Below are 19,676 nucleotides of genomic sequence, written 5' to 3' on the forward strand. Positions count from 1 at the left end.
TTACGTTTATTTATTCACTTTAAAGGTATTGTGCAAACCTGAAAGTAGCCTAATGTTAGTATCAAGCTGCTCTGCGTTTTCTTGCATTTGAGTGGCTAAACTAGCATTGTTATTTGCCACCTCAAAAATACTCTCTACATTCGTGTTAACCGCTCCGCAAGTTTGCTCTTGCTGTTCACTGGCCTGAACAATACCCTTAAGTAAGTTAGAAATTTCCGCAATTTGCGTGTAAACGCTCTCTATAGATTGCGCAGAATCATTGGCCTGAGCCGCGGTGTTGTTAGCTGAATCACGCGAATCATGCATTTTACCCACCCACTCCTCTAAGGTGCTGCGCATGGCTTGAGTACTCGCAATGGTTTTCACCGCTGATTCTTGGGTACGGGTTGAAAGCGCTCTTACTTCATCGGCTACTACCGAAAATCCTCTGCCGCTTTCACCCGCGCGCGCCGCCTCAATAGCCGCGTTCAAGGCAAGTAAGTTAGTTTGATCGGCAATAGATTCAATTTCACCTATTGACTGCGCCACCGTATCAGAAGCAGTCATGAGTTCATCAGCAATAGATGCGGCTTGGTCAACCATAGATGATAAACCTGTAACGCTGTCACGGCCGCTTATAATGAGCGTTTTGGCATGTTCGCACTGCTCAGTAGTAGAGCTTACTGTGGTGTTGGTTTGCGCGGTGTTTTCTGCCACAGCCTTTGAGCCCTCACTCATAGACGCAATTGACGACGAAATATGTTGCATTTCTTGTTGCTGTTGAACAATGCCTTGCATGGTTTTTTGCGCAATCTCTAAAGTACGTGCGGCCACTATTGAAAGTGCATTAGACGCATCGGAAGTGCGGCCCAGTATGGTTCTTTGCATGCCTTTTTGCATACCCAAATGAAACATAACAATGCCTTTTGTTCCATGACCCCCCAGCACAAATCGGCTTATACTGTCGTATTCGTTTTTGAGCTCTTTGGCTAATTGCGGCGCTGACACCAGTTCGGTTTTAAAGATAACCAAGCCCAGCAAGCTCACAAGCACAATTGCCATTCCTGCCAGCCAATCAGTGGCTAAGGTAATTACACCTGCACTTAACAGCATAGCCGTAAGATAAATAGACACTTTGGTGTTATACGAAAACTCTGATTTTCGTTTTGCAGTTCCGCTATTTACCGCGGTATAAAATTCTTTTGCTCGCTCTACTTGTTCCGGTTTAGGTTTTACCCTAACGGATTGATAGCCTATCAGCTCAGAGCCGTTATAAATTGGCGTAACGAAAGCATCAACCCAGTAATATCGGCCGTCTTTGCAGCGGTTTTTTACTATACCTTGCCAAGATTGCCCTACTTGCAGGTGCTCCCACATGTCTTTAAACGCTGCTTTGGGCATATCGGGGTGGCGCACCATGTTGTGATTTTTGCCCACAAGCTCTTGTTCCTCATAACCGGCAACTTCACAAAAGATGGGATTAGCGTAAGTAATAACGCCTCGTGTATCGGTGGTGGAAACTAGCTCTTGGGATTCATCAAACGTGACTTCTTCATCTACAACATTCTCGTTACGGCGCATATAGTTACCTGTGACTTTTCAAATGGCTAGCTTATTCAAATACTTGGAGGCTAAGCCTAAGATTTGACTTGAAAACTTTGATTTGCTTAGCTTTTTGTCTTATTGTGGTACAAATAACTTTGAGGCTTACAACTATGATAAAAAACCTAGCATTTTCAAAATACTTACTTGCAGCAACAAGTTGTGTATTGATCAGCTTTCCTGCCCTAAGTGACACCCACATATACGTTAGCAAACTTATCACCAGCGCTGATTCAAAAGTGCGCAGTGACAAGACTGTTATCGTCAAGAATAACAAGATCATGAGTATTAAGAGCGGTAAAGTGGCCGGCGGCGAAGATGACACATTCATTGACCTGAGTGATTACACCCTTATGCCAGGATTTATGGACATGCATACCCACTTAACTTCACAAAATGAGGGGCCGGCGGGGTACATGAAGCGCTTCACTAACAATGAAGCTGATAACGCGATTGCGTCAGTAAAGTATGCTGAAATAACGCTTATGTCAGGCTTCACTACCGTTAGAAACTTAGGTGATATGTTCAACGAAACCGTAGCTTTGCGTAATGCGATAAAAAAAGGCGTAGTGGTAGGCCCACGTATTTATACCGCCGCGAAATCTATTGCTACCACTGGCGGTCATGCTGATCCAACCAATGGTTTTAGCAAGCGTTTAATGGGCGTGCCTAAGCCTGCCGATGGCGTAATTAATGGGGTAGCGCAAGCCCGCGAAGCGGTGCGCCAGCGTTATAAAGACGGCGCAGATTTAGTAAAAATTACCGCTACCGGCGGCGTGTTGTCAGTAGCCAAAAGTGGCTTAAACCCACAATTTATGACTGATGAACTTGAAGCCATTGTTAACACCGCCAAAGATTACGGCATGACAGTTGCCGTTCATGCCCATGGAAAAGAAGGGATGAAGCGCGCTATTTTAGCCGGCGTTGATTCAATAGAGCATGGCACCTATATGGACGATGAAATATTCAAGCTTATGCGCAAACATAATGTGTTTTATGTACCTACAATATTAGCGGGTAATTTTGTGGCCGAAAAAGCAAAAATTGACGGTTACTTTCCTGACATAGTGCGTCCAAAAGCTGCATCTATTGGCCCCTTAATTAAGAACACCTTTGCGAAAGCCCACGAAAATGGCGTAAGTATTGCTTTTGGTACTGATTCAGGCGTATCAGCCCATGGGGATAACGGGCAAGAATTCGCGTTAATGGTAGAAGCGGGTATGTCAGAAATGGATGCGATTAGATCGGCCACCCTAAATGCCGCGAAGTTACTCAAAATTGATGACCAGCTTGGCACCATTGAAACGGGTAAACTGGCTGACTTTGTAGCCGTAAAGGGCAACCCTCTTGAAAACATAAGTTTGCTTGAAAACATTGATTTTGTGATGAAAGACGGAACAGTTTATAAGCAGCAATAGGTATAAAAGTTAAGTGTCATTAAGCGATAAACTTACCAAGCGTATAAAACGATTAGTTAACTCAAAGCATATGCTAAGCGGTGTAGGAGTGGCGTCTTTTTTAGAATCCACAGTAGTGCCTATACCGCTTGAAACCGTGCTAATTCCGCTTATGCAATCAAGGCGCGATAAGCTATGGTTAATTGCCGCCGTTACCACACTGGCTTGCATATTAGGTGCCTTGCTTGGCTACGCCGTGGGTTACTTTCTATTTGATGTATTTGAAAAATATATAGTGGAATATGTGGCAAGTACTGAGCAAATAGACCAGTTTCAAGATGCCATGAAAACCGAAGGCTTTTGGTTTGTATTTAGCACGGGCGTTACTCCTGTGCCCTTACAAGTGGCTATGATAGCCGCGGGGCTTTCAAAGTATTCATTGGCCTTGTATTTACTGGCGGTAAGTTCAAGCCGAATCATTCGCTATTTTGGTTTGGCAATATTAGTTTATTATTTTGGTGATAAAACCGAAAAAGTCATAAAGCGGTATAAATGGCAAGTTATTATAGGCGTAAGCTTAACGGTGGGCGCATTTGTAGCCTACCGCGTATGGCAGTTTTTCGCCTAACATTAGGTGTAAATTTACACATTAAATCACACATAAACGCTCGGATAAAAAGAGGCTATAACATGAAAACATTAATTAACTTAGCAGTAGCGTGCTGTATTAGCGTAGTAGCAAGCAGCACGTACGCTGACGTAAAAGAGAAGCTAGAACAAGCAATAAAATCTGACGTGCGAAGCGCCGCCGAAATTGAGCGTGACCGCAACCGCAAGCCAGCTCAAACACTTGAATTTTTTGGCTTAGAAGATGATATGTCAGTAGTTGAGCTAATTCCTGGCGGTGGTTGGTACACCAAATTACTAGTGCCTGTACTAAACGAAAAAGGTAACTATTACGGCGCTATTGGAACTGGCCGTATTGAACGTGATTTGTCAGAATTACCGGGTTTTGAGCGCATGAATATTATTGCCAAAGATGCCAAGTTTGACCGCCCAGAAGGCCAACGCTTTTACGATTTAATAGCCGGCTCTTTAGGTTTAAATAACGTAGACATGGTACTTACCTTTCGTAACTATCATAACTTCAGTGAAAAAGGCCGCGCAAAAATGAACGAAATAGCGTTTGAGGCATTAAAACCAGGTGGTATTTATGGTGTGGTAGACCATACCGCTCGCCACATGGAGCCAATGACTGACAGCAACCGCCGCCGCGTTGACCCAGTAAAAGCGATAAAAGAGATTCAAGACGCAGGCTTTGTATTAGTTGATTATACTGACCTTCACTATCGTGAAGATGATGAACTAGAATATGAAGTAGGCGCAAAAAGCGTAAGCGGTAACACCGACCGCTGGACTTTGAAGTTCATGAAGCCTGAATAATTATTTAGGCACTATGTAGTCATAAAAAAGGCCCTCAATTGAGGGCCTTTTTGTATCTGTATTACACGCCTTTTTTAATCAGGTATGTGTAGGGCAATTCATTGGTTTGGCTGGCTAGCAAGGTATGTTGCATAAACCTGCAGAAGCTTGGCACATCACGCGTGGTGGCTGGATCATCAGCGGTTATTAGCAATGTTTCGCCCTCTTGCATTTTACGTACTTGCAAGCGCACCATCATAACCGGTTCAGGGCAACGCAAGCCAAGGGCATCTAGGTGATGATCAGGGCCGCTAGGCTCTGAGCCTTTTAGCCCTTGCTCGTTTACTGCCATTTACTAAATACCGTAAGATTCGCGATAGCGGTTAATGTTGTCTACCGAATGCTTGTTGTCTTGATGGGTCGATAAATAATCAACCACATCAGCCAGCGTAACAATAGAGAACACCTTGGTGCTGTAATCACGCTCTACTTCTTGCACTGCACTTAGTTCGCCTTGGCCGCGCTCTTGGCGATCAAGTGCTATAAGCACACCGCCTAGGCTCGCATTATTCGCTTGAATAATTTCCATAGACTCACGAATTGCCGTACCCGCGGTAATTACGTCATCAACTAACATTATACGGCCATTTAGCTCACTGCCTACTAAGTTGCCGCCTTCGCCATGGGTTTTGGCTTCTTTGCGGTTAAAACAATAAGGTACGTCTTCACCGTGGTAAGTACTTAGTGCAATAGCCGTGGCCGTAGCAATAGGAATACCTTTATATGCTGGGCCAAATAACACATCAAACTCTACACCTTCAGCCATTAGCGCGGCTGCATAAAAGCGACCTAAAGTAGCTAAATCTTTCCCAGTATTAAACAAACCCGCATTAAAAAAGTAAGGACTTACTCTGCCTGATTTAAGCGTAAACTCGCCAAAACGCAGTACTTTTCTCTGTATGGCGAATGCCACAAATTCACGTTTGTAGTCTTGCATGGTGTACCTGTAGTTAGCGTTAAGTTAAATTAATTTAAAGCTGTGCGTTGCTCTTCAAACAACTCTTTTATGCCAATGCGAGCAAGCTCAAGCATTTCGTGCATTTCTTCCATACTAAACGGTTCGCCTTCAGCGGTACCTTGTACTTCAATCATTTTGCCGGTGTCAGTCATGACTACGTTCATGTCGGTTTCAGCGTCAGAATCTTCTAGGTATTCAAGGTCAGCAATGGGATTACCTTTGTAAATACCTACCGAAATAGCCGCAATCATGTGCTTAAGCGGGTTCGTTTTTAAAATGCCTTTGCTACGCATCCAAGTAAGGGCATCTACTAAGGCAACACAAGCGCCAGTAATAGACGCAGTACGAGTTCCGCCGTCAGCCTGAATTACGTCGCAGTCAACCGTAATGGTGTTTTCGCCAAGTAGTTTTAAGTCAACCGCGGCGCGCAAAGAGCGAGCAATTAAACGTTGAATTTCAAGCGTTCTGCCACCTTGTTTACCACGAGCTGCTTCGCGGTCAGAACGAGTATGAGTAGCGCGCGGTAACATGCTGTATTCAGCTGTTATCCAGCCTTTACCTTGGCCTTTCATAAAGCGTGGAACGCCTTCTTGAACACTAGCATTACATAATACCTTGGTGTTGCCAAACTCAATTAACACAGAGCCTTCGGCATGACAGGTAAAGTTACGAGTAATAGTAACTGGGCGAATTTGACTAGCGGTGCGGCTGCTTGGGCGCATGTATTAGAGCTCCTAATGGTAATAAAATACCGTGAACGGGATGGCAAGGGTGATTGTGAGGCAATTATAACGTAATAGTTAAGCAGTTTGAATGCTAGAGTGCTTTGAAACGAGCAAAACTCATAAACATAGCGTACACTATGCGCCATTAGCGCAGGTATAGCCTAAAAAACGCACAAACCCTGCGACAATCCAAAACACTTAACTAAGGATACACGCCATGATATGCAGCATGACAGGCTTCGCCCGCACCGAATTGAAAGCCGATTGGGGCACCGCTGTTTGGGAAATTCGTTCTGTAAACCAACGTTACCTAGAAACCTTTTATCGCATACCTGAAAACTTTAGATCGTTAGAGCCTAGCCTGCGTGATCGCCTACGTAAAAAATTACAACGCGGAAAAGTAGAATGTTCGCTGCGTATTACGTTTAATGAGTCAAACGCTACCGGCCTTACCGTAAATGAAGACCTAGCTAAAAAATTAATTAGTGCGGCCCAATGGGCACAAATGAATGGCGCAGAGGGCAATATTAACCCAAGCGACATTTTAAAATGGCCAGGTGTAATTGCCAGCGCTGAAGCCGACATGGACAGCATTCAAAAAGAACTGCTGGGTTTGTTTGATTCAGCCTTAAAAGAATTTGTGCAGTCACGCGCCAGCGAAGGCGAAAACATGAAGGCATTAATTGAGCAACGCTTAAGTGCCATTAGCGATGAAGCGACAAAAGTTGAAGGGCATATGCCTGCGATACTAGAGTGGCAAAAAGACCGCATTCGCGCCAAGTTTAATGAAGCTAAAATAGAACTAGATGATAACCGCGTTGAACAAGAAATGATTTTGATTGCGCAGAAGTCAGACGTGGCTGAAGAACTTGACCGCTTGCGTTCGCACGTGAGTGAAACGCAAAAGATAATGGCAAAAGGCGGCGCTATTGGCCGCAGGCTTGACTTTATGATGCAAGAATTTAACCGTGAAGCGAATACCCTTGGTTCAAAATCGATTAACGCAGATGTAACGCAAGCGGCCGTTGAGCTTAAGGTGTTGATTGAGCAAATGCGTGAGCAGATTCAGAATATTGAATAAAGCTCACTAGCGCTCACAATAATCCATAAGAAACTGAAAAACCTCGTTTTATAGCGGGGTTTTGTTTTTTATCGTTCCGTATTTTTTCATTCTGTTTCATCCAATTGGTGAGTATTGTGGTGAGTATTTTTCGCTGCTAGTCTCAAACTACTGGTGAGTACATGAGGTGAAAAAATGCCAAATTTAACAGTTAAACAAGTCAACATACTTGCTAAAGGACAGCATAGTAAAACATCCGATGGCAATGGATTGTCCTTCGTCGTTCCGAAGCGTGGCGAACCTTATTGGTCCCTAAGATATACCTTTAACGAAAAGAGGAGGGAGAAGTCTCTGGGTAAATTCGGGCAATTGACACTGGCGGAAGCGCGCGGTGAAGCAGAGAAAACTAGAACATTAATTCGAGATGGTATCGATCCGCTTTCTGTTGGATCTGTAGAAAGTTTAGAAGGTATGACATTTGATCAATTATTCAAGGATATGTATCAAAGCAAACTGTTAAAACGTGATAAGCATCCAGATATTCCAAAAAGTAAGTATGAAAATAACGCTTCATCTCATATCGGCCACTTAAAAATTGAACAAGTAATTGCAATCCATGTTCGAAATATCTTGGATATCATTACAAACAGCGGGCGTACAACAGTGTCAAATGATGTATTGGGTCTCCTAAAGCAACTTTTTAAGCATGCTATTCAACTTGGTATTACATCAAATAACCCTGCTTCAGCTTTTTCCTGTAAAGATGCCGGAGGAGTTGAAAAGCCAAGAAAAAGGGTCCGAGCATTGAAGAAATTGAATATGCCTTTTCGGTATTCAGAAAACATTCGGATTCATTCACACGCGATAATTACTTAGTTTGCTGTCTGCTTATTACACTAGGCGTTAGAAAATCAGAGTTAATCCAAGCGCCCTGGAAGGAATTCGATCTAGATAACGCAGTGTGGCACTTACCAAAAGCGAGAACAAAAACAGAGAGCGATATCAGCATACCACTTCCACAACAGATTGTGTGTTGGCTAGAAGAGCTGAAAGTCCGCTCTTATGGCTCTGGGTATGTACTCCCAGCAAGACGCAAAAGCAAGGTGCCTTATATGGGAAAAGACACAGTAAATAGTGCAGTGAACAGCCTGTTTGGAATAGATAAAAGTAAAAAGGTTCCGCCTCCGAATCGTATGGGACAATTAGAGCACTTTACTATTCATGATTTTAGGAGAACATTTAGAACCATCGCTGGCCAGCTAGGTTTCCACTCCGACGTTTGTGAGCGCTGTTTAAATCACAAGGTTGGTAATATGCCAGAAGTTTATGATCAAGGTGACTATTTTGATAAAAGACTAGAAGTTCACGAGGCCGTTTGTTCAAAGTTACGTACTGTAATTTAGAAGACGATTTATAATTCAGTTAGTCGGTTCAGTTAATAGCGTTAAACTGAACCTAGGTTCACAAGATTAGTTGAGTTGAGAACGAAATTCAGCCACCCAGTTTATGAAACAAATCTGCTCAAGCCTTACTAATTTGTCGAAGTACTCTATGGGTTTTGATTCAAATACAGGCCAAAGAATCATCCAATATCCTAGGATAACACCAACACCTAAAATTTCTTCACTCTCTCCTAGTTCAGCCCAACCAAAAGGCATTTCATCATCTTTATCAGTTAGGAAATTAGCAAAGTTGTGCCCTAAGTAGTACAGTTGAGCAGGTAATATTTCAGTCATATCCTCATTTTCAAACACGTACCGTCTTACTGAACCGTCAATGTTTTTTCCTCTCTGAGAGTTTAAGAACTGAGTAGACAACTTCCTATCGTCCAATTTCATACTATGTAGAGCACGCCAAGCAACGGAAGTCGCGAATTTCCTTAAAAGCTTACTTTCCGCAAGAGGGTATCTATATTTTCCAACAAAAAATTGAGAATCAAAAACTTCATCGAGAGAGAACGGCTCAATGGGCATACTTTTCCATTGTTCAAGATCATCAACATTTGGGGGCATTATTAGAGAAGCCATTTTGTTTTCTATTAAATCACCTAATTTGCTATCACATTCTTGGCACATTAAATTAGGCTTTGGCAAATCTTGTTTTGGTAAGTCTTGACGATCAATCCAATTGAATTTGTATCTCTTATGACCTTGTTTATCTAATTCGCCAGCAATTCGTTTTCTAATAAAGTTAGGTATTACATGACTCTTCGCTAATTTTTCTCTTTTTTTTTGACACGCTATACAAAACATATAGTTACATTGTCCTTTTTTAAAATCAAAAACATTTATACGTCACCATTTATCTATTTTAATTAGATGTCCAGCACGTAACTGAAAAAACTCTATAGAAGTTTGGTCTTGTACTTCCTTTAACGCATGTTTGACTGCATCACAGACACAACATTCATTTATAATAATCCATAGCTTTTCAATATCCCTAGCGCCTCTGTAGTCAAAAGCATAAAGTAGAACCTGTCCGATGGCATAACGCAATTTCCCTAAAGCATTTTCATCTGGATTAATATATTTAAGCTCAACAAGGATCTTTTCGGGGCTTCTTATATATAAATCATATCGTCCATGTTTTTGTTCATCTTCAACAACAAATTTATAACTTTGATTTTTTAGATATGATTTTACTTCTGGTAGTAAGATATTATATTCATTAAATGACATCTCCGTACTAGGGACAGAACGGCGGGGAGATGTGGCGGGAGCCACTTCATTTTCATCAAAAAGACCGTTCCATTCCGTAGAACCATTAATGAAATCGAAGACCTGATTATGGTTACGGATAATCAACAATCGCCTCTCTCCAGAGTCAAACTTTAACTTGAGAAGCGGATCTCTCAAACGACAACCTGGAGTAGTACTTCTAGCAAGGCAAATATCAGCTTTAACACCCGAAATATAAGGCTCCAGCTCAAAGCGGATTCTTTCACAATGTAATGAGAAAGGCTCAACTCCAGTTACATGCACACGTTTATTTCCGTTATACTTGATGAAGGTTGGGCTTCCAAATCTCTCGACCATCCGAGCTAAGACCTCCAGAAGCAAATTAGCTTGCTCTTGGTTACATTTACCAAACTCTTCAATCGTGCTTTGAAAGGAAGCTCCTTTATCCCTAGATATCTTTTTTAAAAAAGTTAGTAATTTTTTTGCACTACAGCTTAATTCGGTCATATCCCTTATCACTCGAATAACATCATATCTCGCCTAAGTTAGCATAACATGCTCTAACTATTACCATTTATCCACAATAAAATATCAGACAGCAACCAGCGGGCTTTCCCCTTGCCAACGCTGGAGGCTGGCGGGGTTTCTCCCGCCTTTTGCATACGCCACCAGGTAGTGCGGCTTATGCCGGTTCTGCGGCAGCGTTCAGTCTGGCTTATCAGCCGCTCTTCTTCGCCATAAAGCTTTAAAATGCCCGCTCGTTTTTCAAATAACTCGTTATTCATGTTCATCCCCCAATTCCACGCGATTCTTTAGTATCCAAGTATCAACTTTGGATCTTCTAAAAAAGGTTCGCCGCCCTGCAAGCTTGTAGCTGGGCAACCCGTCCCGTACTTGTTGCCGCAAGAAATTCGGGCTCTGTGCTGTGTACTAGACACACTCTTCAAATGTGAGGAACTCTTTACTGTTAATTTGCATCCCAAACTGCACCACTTAACCTCCTAATTTGCATTGAAAACTGCTGTGGATAAAGTTTATCGAGATAAAGAGCGTATGGTGAACCGCCGTTTCCTAACAATGGTCAGCCATTACTTGTTTGAAGCTGACTTCTGTAATCCCGCTGCGGGTTGGGAAAAAGGTCAAGTGGAAAAGAGTGTTCGCTATGCTCGCTCCTTTATCTTGCAACGATTGCCGCGCTTTAGCGGTTTAAGTGACTTGTGCAAGTGACTAGAAACGCAGTGTATTGACGACGGGCAAACACGTAAACACCCTCAGTTTACCGACAAAACTATCGAAGACGTTTGATATCAGGAGCAACGGCAACTAATGAAGGTGACAGCACCGTTCGATGGCTTTATACAGCACAGCAAAAAGTCTCTTCAACGTGCCTAGTGAGCTTCGACCGCAATCGAGACTCGGTGCCCGCCAGCTTTGCCAACCGGCGAATTTGTCTGCGTGTTTATCCAAGTAAACCGTGCTTTATCGCAGAAGGTCGGCAGATAGCTGAACATAATCGTGTGTTTATGACCAGCCACGACACGCCCGGTAAAGTCATTTATGATTGGCAGCTTTACTTGTTGGTTGCCCAGCGCAAGCCGGGTGCGCTTCGCAATGGTGCTCCCTTTTACAACATACCAGAGTACTTTAAACACCTGCAGTCTATCTTACTGCAAAGAGTCTGTGGCGATAAAGTAATGGTCGAGGTCTTGTCGTTGATACTACATCATGACGAAGCTGATCTAGTCAGTGCGGTTGAAATAGCTTTAGAGGCTAACTACCCGTCCAAACAACATGTAATGAACTGTCTACATCGTATCATTACACCATCACTGCCCATACCCATAGTCAGTGGTCTGCAACTGACTACCGAACCAACTAGCGACACATCAAGATACGACACACTACGAGGATAACGACATGCACAATGAAGCACTATTGCACACCGTAAAAATATTGGAATTACATGGAATGGCGAGGATAATTACGGAGTTGTCATCTCAAGATTCACCTGTCTTTTAACAAGCGTTACCGATACTCGACACACTCACGAAAGCAGAAGTGGTCGACAGAGAAGTACGCAGTATTGCTTATCAAATGAAAACGGCTAAGTTTCGCGTTTATAAAGATTTACGCAGCTTTGACTTCAGCGAGAGTGAAGTCGATGAATGCCTCATTGGAGGACTTCACCGCTGCGAATTTATTGAGAATAGCCAAAATGCAATATTCGTCGGTGGATCCGGCACCGGTAAAACTCATCTAGCAACGGTGCTTGGCGTGCAAGCCATTTAGCACCATCAATATCGTGTCAGGTTTTTATCCACTATCGAGTTAGTCAATACGCTAGAGCTTGAAGAATAAGCTGGTCATGTGGTCAGAATGGCAAATCGATTAGCCAAATGCGATTTAGTGATACTGGATGAATTAGGCTTTGTGCCCTGTAGTCAAGCGGGTGGCACCTTATTGTTTCACTTGCTTAGCAAGCTTTTCGAAACCACCAGTGTGCTTATCACCACTAATCTTAACTTCACTGAATGGTCGAAAGTGTTTGGTGATGCAAAGCTAACAACTGCATTACTAGATAGGCTTACTCATCATTGCCATATTATGAAAACTGGCAACGACAGCTTCCGATTCAAAGAATCAACCAAGAAATCGAAGGAGAAAAAGGCTAGAAAATAGAATATGAATGTGGTCTTATTAGGCCAATTGATTGGATCAGTTTTAGATGAAAATCGTGGTTCAGTTTTACCTGCAAATTAACACTTATGGGTATAGTTTCTAGTAACGGGGCTACTAGCATTTTGGTACGTTGAAGCTTTTAAATATAACTGTTAAATATTATCTGGAACTATTGTGGAATTTTTTAAATACAAATACGACGAGCTTTTCAACCCAGTATTGCAGGCCCTTCACAAATTGGGTGGGTCAGGCTCAAATAATGAAATCGAAGAAGCTGTGATTGAAATACTTGGCTTGACAGATAAAGAAGTTGAAGACAATCACCGAGGCAACACGTCAAAATTGTCATACAGATTAGCTTGGGCTAGAAATTACCTTAAGAGGCTTGGGTTGCTAGAGAACTCGGGGCGAGCACTTTGGACTTTGACTAATGAAGGTTTAAAAACCCATAAAATTGATAAAGATGAAGCCAAAAAGATAGTTAAAAACTTATCAGGTGTAAAAACGAAAAAAGCATCTGTAAAACCCGGAAAAACAGATACCAAACATGTCGTAGAAGAGTCTTACGAATTGAGTGAACTATCCTGGGAAGAAGAACTTATTGATGTATTTAAGGCCATGGAGCCAGACGCTTTTGAACGTTTGAGTCAGCGCTTTCTTCGAGAACTTGGATTCATAAACGTTGAGGTTACCGGTAAGTCTGGTGATGGCGGTATCGATGGTGTAGGTGTTATGAAAATTGGTGGTGTACTCTCTTTCCATGTTGTATTTCAATGCAAAAGGTATTCTGGATCAGTCTCATCACCAGCAATAAGAGATTTCCGTGGAGCAATGATAGGCCGCGCTGACAAAGGGTTATTTATAACAACAGGCACATTTACTCGTGACGCCAAACGAGAGGCTCAAAGAGATGGCGCACCACCCATAGACCTAATTGATGGTAATGCATTGGCAGAACAGCTAAAAGAGTTGAGACTAGGAGTGGATGTAAAGATGAAAGAAGACGTGACAATTAAACCCAAATGGTTCACTGAAATATAGGGTAATGACTCGTGTCTTATCCTACATGGTCGCTAGGGCGATTCGACTAGTTTCTTCTTTCCTCATCAACAGCGTTCATGCTGCCATCAACATATTTTTCTAAAACAGGAATAAATGCTATGAACAAAGCTACCATCAATGCGAACATCAGAAGTGCGGTTTGAAAATACGTCTTGTTTAATTCCTTATTCTTGGCCCAACCTTCTCCAAGCTAGACTTATTTATAAAAATAGGGATCCTAGTAGGTTCGCTAAAATCTTTTGTTATTTTTCATCTTTTATTAAAAGTAACCAATGCTTTTTCGCTTTTCTGAAAAACGCTTTGGGTGGCATCATGTAAAGTTCACAAAACTCTTCGCTAAATAACTCGCAAAAGTCTATTATTTCTCTCAAGTTTACTAACAAGATACAATTGATAGAGAAGCAACCCGATGAAGGGTTCTTTTAAATATGCAATGATTTGCTTTGTAGCGAAAATCAAAAGACTCCGTAACTTTTAAAAGCCACTACTAGAAAGGAATGTTCACCTCCCCAATGAATTTAAGTACGAAGTCCTCCGCAATTTGAGCATGTTCTTTGTCGCCTATTTGTTTCCAGAGATGATATAAAATTTGAGATTTTCTCTCATCACCAGTCTCAAAAAAATCGCCTTGAAACGACGTATCTTCACTGTGTAATATAATTACTTCATATAAAGCTAGAACAACTTCTTCCAGTGTTGTTTGTGCATCGCTTTCGTTTAATTTGTTCATATTTTCCCGTTTTAGTTGTGTTAAAACATTACTTAGTTCATAAACAAGGAAATACGGTTATTAACTCTTCTTTAAAGTAACTATTTCATACCTCCTTTTACCAGAGAATAAACAGCCAAACATTTTTTAAAAGACAAGGAACTAGCATGCCACTGCTGCCTAGCAGCTCTTTACTTCCGACTTGAATACAAGAATCCTAACGGGGGAATTCAACCAACATCGCCAGCGGTGTAAAGCTCGCTAGCAACTTCACTTAAACGAAAAACTATTATCTTTTTAGACAATAACTCTTTAAACGTGAATGTTTCCCCGTGCAATGTATTTAGCGAATCGGCAGATTTATCAAAGTAGTGTACGAAGTGAAACACACCATCAATCTTGATTCCGCCAGCGCTTGTTAGCACCTCTCTAAGTTTGTTTGAGTCATACATATACTGTTTCCTATTTGTGTTAAAGAATGCAAATTTTCACACTATGTTGCTTTCAAAAACAGCGAAACAAACATATTTTCATTTTTATATTCCTTAGAAAAATACATTACTTTTTAAAATTCACTACCTCGTTGATAAATAATGACAAAATACAGGAGTGATGATAATGTTTATAACTGTACTAAAGTTGTAGTTTGTTAACTCAGGACAGTTTTAGTATTACCAACGTTTCGGCTGCCCCCATACACTAGGATTGTCTTTCAAAATATGGAGATTTTAGAAGCAGTACCACGACCTGATTTTTTAATTAAGTCTATTTCTGAACAAGGTTATAGCCTAAAGTCAGCTATTGCCGATTTAATCGACAATTCTATTACAGCAAACGCAACAAATATCCAAGTCTTGGTTGATTCAGACAAAGAACCGTTTAAGCTATTTCTTGTCGACGATGGCGACGGCATGTCCCGCCAAGACCTAATTCAAAATATGCAGTTCCCTAGCTCTAATCCTGAGACATTACGCGAAACCGCTGATCTCGGTAGATTCGGTTTGGGCCTAAAAGCTGCGTCTTTTTCACAGACAAGACAATTCACTGTAGTTTCTAGAAAAAAAGGTAGTGATAAATACTCAGCAATCAGATGGGATGTTGAGCACTTAGTGACTTCTAAGTCATGGCAAATGTTAGTGGTAACGGATGACGAAATAGCAGCAATGCTTAAGGAATTTGAAGCCTTAGATAATGAGTTTTTGAACAAGTCAGAATCGTTCATTCCAAACACATTTGTCGTATGGTCAGGCCTGTATAAGTTTGAAAACTACTTAAAGCCTCAAAACAGAAAAAATGCGTTGGCACGTGAAATTGTTAATAATACTGCTGATCATCTAGGCATCGTATTTCATCGATACTTGGAGGAGAAGAATAATGTAAACATTCGTGTGAATAATACTCAAATAAAACCTTTCAATCCTTTTCCAGAAACCGAGCAAGCGTTGAGGAAACTAGAATTCCGACAGAAAGACTTTGGTCAAGACAATATTCGTTTAGAGGGATTTATTCTGCCCTCGTCAAGTATAAAAGACTCAAAAGTGAGTGGAAATGTATGGACGTTGCCTAATAAAAGCTTATTGGATCTAGAAGGCGTCTATATTTATCGGTCTAACAGGTTAATAATTTATGGTGGTTGGAACGGATTAATAAGAAAAGCGCCGCGCCGGCAACTTGCTCGACTAAGAGTAGACATTGGGAATAATGCTGACAATTTACTGCATCTAAACGTTGCAAAGTCAAAAGTCATAATCCCCCATGATCTAGTGAACGCCTTTAAAGAGTATATTGAAGAACTTACCTCTGAAGCCGAAAAAGAGTTTTACAACCGTGGCATAAATAGGCTCGATGATAAGAGTGGCGCAAAAGAGGCAACCCTGCTAACAAAAGTTCATTCAAACAAGGGGCCTCTATTAGAAATAAATGAGAGTTTCCCAATTTATAAAGGGTTGCTTTCGACATTGGGCAAAAATGAGAAATCCCAGTTGCGCTTATTAAACAGAATGATTAATACGACAATAAACAAGATTAGAAATACACATGAAAGCGTTCATTACTATAAATGCGAAGAAGCTCAAACTGGCGATCTTGCTGATATCATCAAAAAATTAGTCGAACAAGGGTTTAGTAAGTCGTTTATAACAGACGAAGTCATTAAACAGATGGGCATTGATGTTAAAACCCTTCCTGAAGAAATATTGAAATTAATGGAGTAAACAATGGATAGTTACCGATTTAAATATCAAAGTGCGATTAAAGATAAATTCATGGAGCATATTAAGACTGAGAACTATGAGTCGTTAGACAAAATGCGTGCCGAGCTTTTTGCTAAAATTTATGAAAGCGTTACCATTGTTGCAGATGCTCTAGGCTGGACCAAAATAGATAAAGAGACCTTTGAAAGTTACTTTGAAGTCGTTCGAAAAGAAATCCAAGCAAACCATATAACAACCATTAATCCGCCTACAATTCTCTCTAAGAACAAAAAAACGTGGTTAACCGAATCAAAGCAGAAACAAATACAGTGGAATTATACTTCTCGATATTTAGAATATTTAAGAGGCTTGGGTCGCTCAGACTCTATAGTTGATGAGATAGAAAGCTCTAGTTTAAAAATACTAAGCAAATTAGCTGACCCAAAGAGTCCATCACATACATTCGTCAAAGGACTCGTAGATGGAGACGTTCAATCAGGAAAGACTGGTAACTTTAACGCTGTAATTAACAGGTCTCTTGATGCTGGGTATAAATTAATTATAGTATTTTCAGGAATCATGGACGACCTCAGAACACAAACTCAAGCACGAATAGATACGGACGTAATTGGTGATGGTAAAGGTGTAGGTTTGAAGCAAGGATTTGGTCATAGAGGTAATGAGGGTGTAATACAAGTAGTCTCTATAACATCAGAGGATACGGACTTTAACCGTCCACTGGCTACAGCTAAATTTTCACTAAACCAAACGAACATTCTTGTCTGTAAAAAAAATGTAGGTATTTTAAAAAATATACTTCTTTGGCTAAATGACAACCTACCCCCAGATGAATCGAAACATAGTATTCCTTTATTGATAATAGATGATGAGGCGGATAACGCATCACTAAACAACGAAGGTCACAAAGGAAAAAACTACGCTTCAAAAGTAAATGGACACATAAGAGCAATACTTGGGCTTTTTCACAAGAAATCTTACCTTGGTTATACCGCAACTCCTTTTGCAAATGTAATTCAAGATAGAAATGATACATCTGAGGAGATGTGGAAAATTATCGATACATCGAAGGGCCAGAACAAAGAAGTGTCCTTTGAGTTAGTAAACAATTTGTTCCCTGAAGACTTTATCTTTCTGCTAGAAACACCGACAAATTATATCGGGGCTCATAGAATTTTTGAAACACTACAACCAAGCAAGAAGTTGCCCGTTGTATTTTCTATGGATGATTATATCTCAGAGTTCCCCAGTAGAGTTCTTGATAACGACGGAGAAGTAATAGGGGTCGAGCGTTTTGATAACAAACAAAGTTGGGATGAACGTGTTGGTAAGTTTGGAAGTTATTTAAGTTTCGCTACATTTCAGGAATACAAACGAGAGACAAGAGCTGCTAAGTCGAGTGATAATTTCCCGAACAAGTTGCCTGAAAAGCTCAAAGACGCTGTCATGTGTTTCATAATCAATATCGCCATTAGAGAAACTAGAAGAAAAGCCTTGATTGATTCAAAACTTTACCAGCGACACAACACAATGCTAGTTCACGTCTCAAGGTTTATGTCTTGGCAAGATAAAACAGCACGTTTAATTGCTGAGTATTTTGATGACTTAGCAACGAGACTAAAATCTGACAAACCTGATTCTCCTGGGTCAATTTATAAAAAGTTCGAAAGGGTTTGGTCTGATTATTGTGCCGAAATAGTAGGCTCCATTCATCAATTCTTGCCTGACGATTATTTTGATGAGTTCATGCGCCCAGTGTCTTTTGATTCTGTAGTTCCTAGATTAATTGAAGCTTCAGATGGTATTGATGTGCTAGCCCTGAATAGTGGGACGGGCTCCGAACTAGGATACTCGTCAACAGTAGGTCGAAAGGTGATAGCTATAGGAGGTAACCGCTTATCGCGTGGTTTCACATTAGAAGGGTTAACAATTAGCTATTTTGTTAGAACAACAAACTATTCTGATTCCTTGCTACAGATGGGCCGATGGTTTGGATATCGCCCAGGGTATCTGGATTGTTGCAAGCTGTTCACTTCAGACGAGCTTATCTCTAAATACGACTCGACAACATTATGTATTGATGAACTTAAAGACGAATTTAAAAAAATGGATGAAAAAGGTGCTACGCCACGAGAATTTGAACTTCGTGTACGAAAGCATCCTGGGTTTTTCCAAATCACTAGACCTTCCATTTTAAAAAATACCGTTAGCGAACGGTGGTCTTATCAAGACTCACTTGTTATGACTACTGAATTTGATGTAAGCAAAGATAAGCTTCAAAAAGTTTGGTCATCATTCAAAGAGATTTTAGTGCCGTTGTTCAAAGGGGCGACTAAAAAAGGTACTTTGCTCGCAAAAACCGTAACTGCGGACGACATTATAGAGGTATTAGAATCTGACAATAACTTCGACGAATCTCGACTTAAACTTTTAAAACAGTATATTGAAAATTGCAAAAAGAAGAATTTACTTACATCTTGGACCTTAGCGATAAAACTAACAGGGAACGCTTCTTTGGAAAAAGGGTTTGGGCTGTTAAAGGGAACCGACACAGGTCTTGAACATGACGTACAAATGGCCGTAAGAAAAGGACCAACCAAGATTAAGGGTAACCACTTTTACGACGATTTCACTAACAAACAAAGATTTAAAGCATCAGGTGCGTCTGCCAACATAATGAGCGGCGGTGCAGATATGAAAGTTGGCTTAGAAGATGAGATCATCTCCGAAGCTGAAAGAGAGTTTGTGGATAATAAGGTGAAATCAATTCTTAGTAAAGAACCTTCTCTCGATAAAAAAGAAGCTTTATCACAAGCCCAAAAGAAAACTAAACCAGAAAATATATATAGAGAAAAGTTGTCCAAAAGCCAAGGTACACTAATCGTTTATCTCTTTGACCCCTTCTATGTATTTAATCAGGTAAAAGGGGAAGAACATAAAGAAATAAAAGAACTCCTCAAAGAAAAAAGTCAAACATTGACTGAGCCATTGGTTGGCTTGGCAATAGGTTTTCCTCCAATAGCAAGAGGACTGGACCCTGGCGGTGATTATGTTAAAGGCGATTATGATTTGGACATTATATCCGAAGAGGATAACGAAACTATTGAACAAAATCTGCCATTGGATGCGAGTTAA

General features: G+C 40.9%; 19 protein-coding genes and 2 pseudogenes. 12 read left to right on the top strand and 9 right to left on the bottom strand.

The genetic code is table 11. The features are described from left to right. Positions 1–6: 6 nt before the first annotated feature. The gene (locus tag ACOI22_RS10580; protein WP_420671993.1) at positions 7–1,560 is read right to left on the bottom strand and encodes a methyl-accepting chemotaxis protein; all 1,554 of its coding nucleotides are present in this window, start codon (positions 1,558–1,560) and stop codon (positions 7–9) included. 134 nt (positions 1,561–1,694) lie between these two features. On the opposite strand from ACOI22_RS10580, the gene ACOI22_RS10585 reads away from it, so the two are divergent. From ACOI22_RS10585 to ACOI22_RS10595, 3 genes are all read left to right on the top strand, one after another. Continuing rightward, complete coding sequence (locus tag ACOI22_RS10585; RefSeq protein WP_420671994.1) at positions 1,695–2,999, top strand: amidohydrolase family protein; 1,305 nt, start codon at positions 1,695–1,697, stop codon at positions 2,997–2,999. A 13-nt stretch (positions 3,000–3,012) separates the two neighbouring features. Continuing rightward, positions 3,013–3,606, top strand: coding sequence for a YqaA family protein (locus tag ACOI22_RS10590; RefSeq protein WP_420671995.1), 594 nt, complete (start codon positions 3,013–3,015; stop codon positions 3,604–3,606). A 62-nt stretch (positions 3,607–3,668) separates the two neighbouring features. Next, on the top strand, positions 3,669–4,421 hold the full coding sequence (locus tag ACOI22_RS10595) for a class I SAM-dependent methyltransferase (protein ID WP_420671996.1): 753 nt from the start codon (positions 3,669–3,671) through the stop codon (positions 4,419–4,421). 61 nt (positions 4,422–4,482) lie between these two features. Here ACOI22_RS10595 and tusA read toward each other — a convergent pair whose 3' ends face one another. Genes tusA through rph form a run of 3 tightly spaced genes read right to left on the bottom strand, consistent with a single transcriptional unit; the run spans position 4,483 to position 6,140 of the window. After that, positions 4,483–4,752 (bottom strand): sulfurtransferase TusA, encoded by a 270-nt coding sequence (gene tusA / locus ACOI22_RS10600; protein WP_420671997.1) that lies wholly within the window; start codon positions 4,750–4,752, stop codon positions 4,483–4,485. Positions 4,753–4,755: 3 nt separating this feature from the next. After that, positions 4,756–5,397, bottom strand: coding sequence for an orotate phosphoribosyltransferase (gene pyrE / locus ACOI22_RS10605; RefSeq protein ID WP_420671998.1), 642 nt, complete (start codon positions 5,395–5,397; stop codon positions 4,756–4,758). Between the two features lie 29 nt (positions 5,398–5,426). After that, a complete protein-coding gene (gene rph / locus ACOI22_RS10610; protein WP_420671999.1) occupies positions 5,427–6,140 on the bottom strand; it encodes a ribonuclease PH in 714 nt (237 codons plus the stop codon). A gap of 220 nt (positions 6,141–6,360) precedes the next feature. Here rph and ACOI22_RS10615 point away from each other — a divergent pair, with 220 nt between their 5' ends. The 3 genes from ACOI22_RS10615 to ACOI22_RS10625 all read left to right on the top strand — a co-directional run bounded on the left by ACOI22_RS10615 (position 6,361) and on the right by ACOI22_RS10625 (position 8,606). Further along, positions 6,361–7,224, top strand: coding sequence for a YicC/YloC family endoribonuclease (locus ACOI22_RS10615; protein ID WP_420672000.1), 864 nt, complete (start codon positions 6,361–6,363; stop codon positions 7,222–7,224). 174 nt (positions 7,225–7,398) lie between these two features. Then, on the top strand, positions 7,399–8,079 hold the full coding sequence (locus tag ACOI22_RS10620; RefSeq protein WP_420672001.1) for a tyrosine-type recombinase/integrase: 681 nt from the start codon (positions 7,399–7,401) through the stop codon (positions 8,077–8,079). A 44-nt stretch (positions 8,080–8,123) separates the two neighbouring features. After that, complete coding sequence (locus ACOI22_RS10625; RefSeq protein ID WP_420672360.1) at positions 8,124–8,606, top strand: tyrosine-type recombinase/integrase; 483 nt, start codon at positions 8,124–8,126, stop codon at positions 8,604–8,606. A gap of 66 nt (positions 8,607–8,672) precedes the next feature. Here the strand turns inward: ACOI22_RS10625 and ACOI22_RS10630 are convergent, their stop codons facing one another. The 3 genes from ACOI22_RS10630 to ACOI22_RS10640 are packed head-to-tail and all read right to left on the bottom strand — an operon-like array spanning position 8,673 to position 10,666. Then, complete coding sequence (locus ACOI22_RS10630) at positions 8,673–9,455, bottom strand: hypothetical protein (RefSeq protein WP_420672002.1); 783 nt, start codon at positions 9,453–9,455, stop codon at positions 8,673–8,675. A gap of 42 nt (positions 9,456–9,497) precedes the next feature. Next, positions 9,498–10,388: a hypothetical protein gene (locus ACOI22_RS10635; RefSeq protein ID WP_420672003.1), complete on the bottom strand. Its 891-nt coding sequence runs from the start codon at positions 10,386–10,388 to the stop codon at positions 9,498–9,500. Between the two features lie 53 nt (positions 10,389–10,441). Further along, positions 10,442–10,666 carry a helix-turn-helix transcriptional regulator gene (locus tag ACOI22_RS10640; RefSeq protein WP_420672004.1) on the bottom strand — a complete coding sequence of 75 codons (225 nt, stop codon included), beginning with the start codon at positions 10,664–10,666 and terminating at the stop codon, positions 10,442–10,444. A gap of 633 nt (positions 10,667–11,299) precedes the next feature. Here ACOI22_RS10640 and ACOI22_RS10645 point away from each other — a divergent pair. From ACOI22_RS10645 to ACOI22_RS10660, 4 genes and pseudogenes are all read left to right on the top strand, one after another. Continuing rightward, a pseudogene (locus ACOI22_RS10645) lies at positions 11,300–11,344 on the top strand (hypothetical protein); the annotation flags it as partial. A 60-nt stretch (positions 11,345–11,404) separates the two neighbouring features. Next, positions 11,405–11,794 (top strand): hypothetical protein, encoded by a 390-nt coding sequence (locus ACOI22_RS10650; protein WP_420672365.1) that lies wholly within the window; start codon positions 11,405–11,407, stop codon positions 11,792–11,794. 4 nt (positions 11,795–11,798) lie between these two features. Next, a pseudogene (gene istB, locus ACOI22_RS10655) lies at positions 11,799–12,560 on the top strand (IS21-like element helper ATPase IstB). Between the two features lie 174 nt (positions 12,561–12,734). Beyond that, on the top strand, positions 12,735–13,601 hold the full coding sequence (locus tag ACOI22_RS10660) for a restriction endonuclease (protein WP_420672005.1): 867 nt from the start codon (positions 12,735–12,737) through the stop codon (positions 13,599–13,601). Positions 13,602–14,109: 508 nt separating this feature from the next. Here ACOI22_RS10660 and ACOI22_RS10665 read toward each other — a convergent pair. Next, positions 14,110–14,352 (bottom strand): hypothetical protein, encoded by a 243-nt coding sequence (locus ACOI22_RS10665; protein WP_420672006.1) that lies wholly within the window; start codon positions 14,350–14,352, stop codon positions 14,110–14,112. Between the two features lie 209 nt (positions 14,353–14,561). Next, on the bottom strand, positions 14,562–14,783 hold the full coding sequence (locus tag ACOI22_RS10670) for a hypothetical protein (protein ID WP_420672007.1): 222 nt from the start codon (positions 14,781–14,783) through the stop codon (positions 14,562–14,564). Between the two features lie 267 nt (positions 14,784–15,050). On the opposite strand from ACOI22_RS10670, the gene ACOI22_RS10675 reads away from it, so the two are divergent. Both ACOI22_RS10675 and ACOI22_RS10680 read left to right on the top strand, forming a co-directional pair. Continuing rightward, the gene (locus ACOI22_RS10675) at positions 15,051–16,544 is read left to right on the top strand and encodes an ATP-binding protein (protein ID WP_420672008.1); all 1,494 of its coding nucleotides are present in this window, start codon (positions 15,051–15,053) and stop codon (positions 16,542–16,544) included. A 3-nt stretch (positions 16,545–16,547) separates the two neighbouring features. Further along, entirely contained in the window at positions 16,548–19,676 is a 3,129-nt protein-coding gene (locus ACOI22_RS10680; RefSeq protein ID WP_420672009.1) for a Z1 domain-containing protein, read from the top strand.

It is taken from the genome of Glaciecola sp. 2405UD65-10 (assembly GCF_048820975.1).
GTDB lineage: Bacteria > Pseudomonadota > Gammaproteobacteria > Enterobacterales > Alteromonadaceae > Glaciecola.